This window comes from Cognatilysobacter lacus, from assembly GCF_008274655.1.
GTDB classification, from domain to species: Bacteria; Pseudomonadota; Gammaproteobacteria; order Xanthomonadales; family Xanthomonadaceae; genus Cognatilysobacter; species Cognatilysobacter lacus.
This window is the reverse complement of sequence record NZ_VTRV01000283.1, coordinates 1-907: the sequence shown is the minus strand read 5'-3', so window position 1 is coordinate 907 and position 907 is coordinate 1. Positions and strand designations below refer to the sequence as shown.

Sequence of the window (907 nt, the reverse complement as noted above, 5' to 3'; positions counted from 1 at the left end):
GTTCGCAGGTGCCGCCGCCGTCGTGCATGCCGCGGCACTGTCGAGCCCGTGGGGACGCCGGCGCGACTTCGTGCGGGCCAATGTCGACGCCACGGAAAACGTTGCGCGCGCGTGCGTCGCGGCGGGCGTCCCGCGGCTGGTGCATGTCTCGACGCCGGGGATCTATCACGACGGCCGCCCGCATCGCGGCATTCGCGAGGACCACCCACTCCCCGCGCAGGCAGTCAACCACTACGCCGCCACCAAGCGCGAAGCCGAGGCACGCGTACGCGACATCACGGGGGGCACCGGCGTGTCGACAGTGATCCTGCGCCCACGCGCCATATTCGGTCCGGGCGACACCTCGCTGCTGCCGCGCATCGCACATGCGTTGCGTCGCGGCCGGCTTCCGCGCATCGGTGATGGCGAATGCCTCGTCGACCTGACGTATATCGACAGCGCCGTAGCCGCCGTGCGCGCCGCCATGGACGCGCCGACCCGCTTCGACGGGCGTGCGTTCAACGTCAGCAACGGCGAGCCGGTACGCATCTGGGAGGTCATCGACGCCCTCGCCCACTCGCTCGGCGTTCCGCGCCCACGTCCTCGCGTGCCGGCCGGTATCGCGTGGACGCTCGCAGCGGCGTGCGAAGGCGCGTACAGAATGGTGGGCGCGCAACGCGAGCCGCCGCTGCTGCGCTACGGCGTGGAACTGCTGTCCGTCGACATGACGCTCGACATCGAACGCGCGCGCCGCGAACTGGGCTACCAGCCACCCGTGGGGATGCAGGCCGCGCTCGAGACGACATTCGCGGCGCTGCGGGCGCACGCGGCCGCATGAGCAGCGACGTCAACCTGCCCGCCGCCCGTCCCGAGACGAACGCGCCGAGGATCATTCCGCCGATCGTCGGCACGAAGACCCACGCGAACT

Annotated in this window: 1 protein-coding gene; it reads left to right on the top strand. The window is 71.2% G+C overall.

Annotation, left to right across the window (positions count from 1 at the left end):
* Nucleotides 1-817, top strand: an 817-nt coding sequence (locus FW784_RS14095) for an NAD-dependent epimerase/dehydratase family protein (RefSeq protein ID WP_149353946.1), incomplete at its 5' end; no start/stop codon positions are given.
* Nucleotides 818-907: the final 90 nt, after the last annotated feature.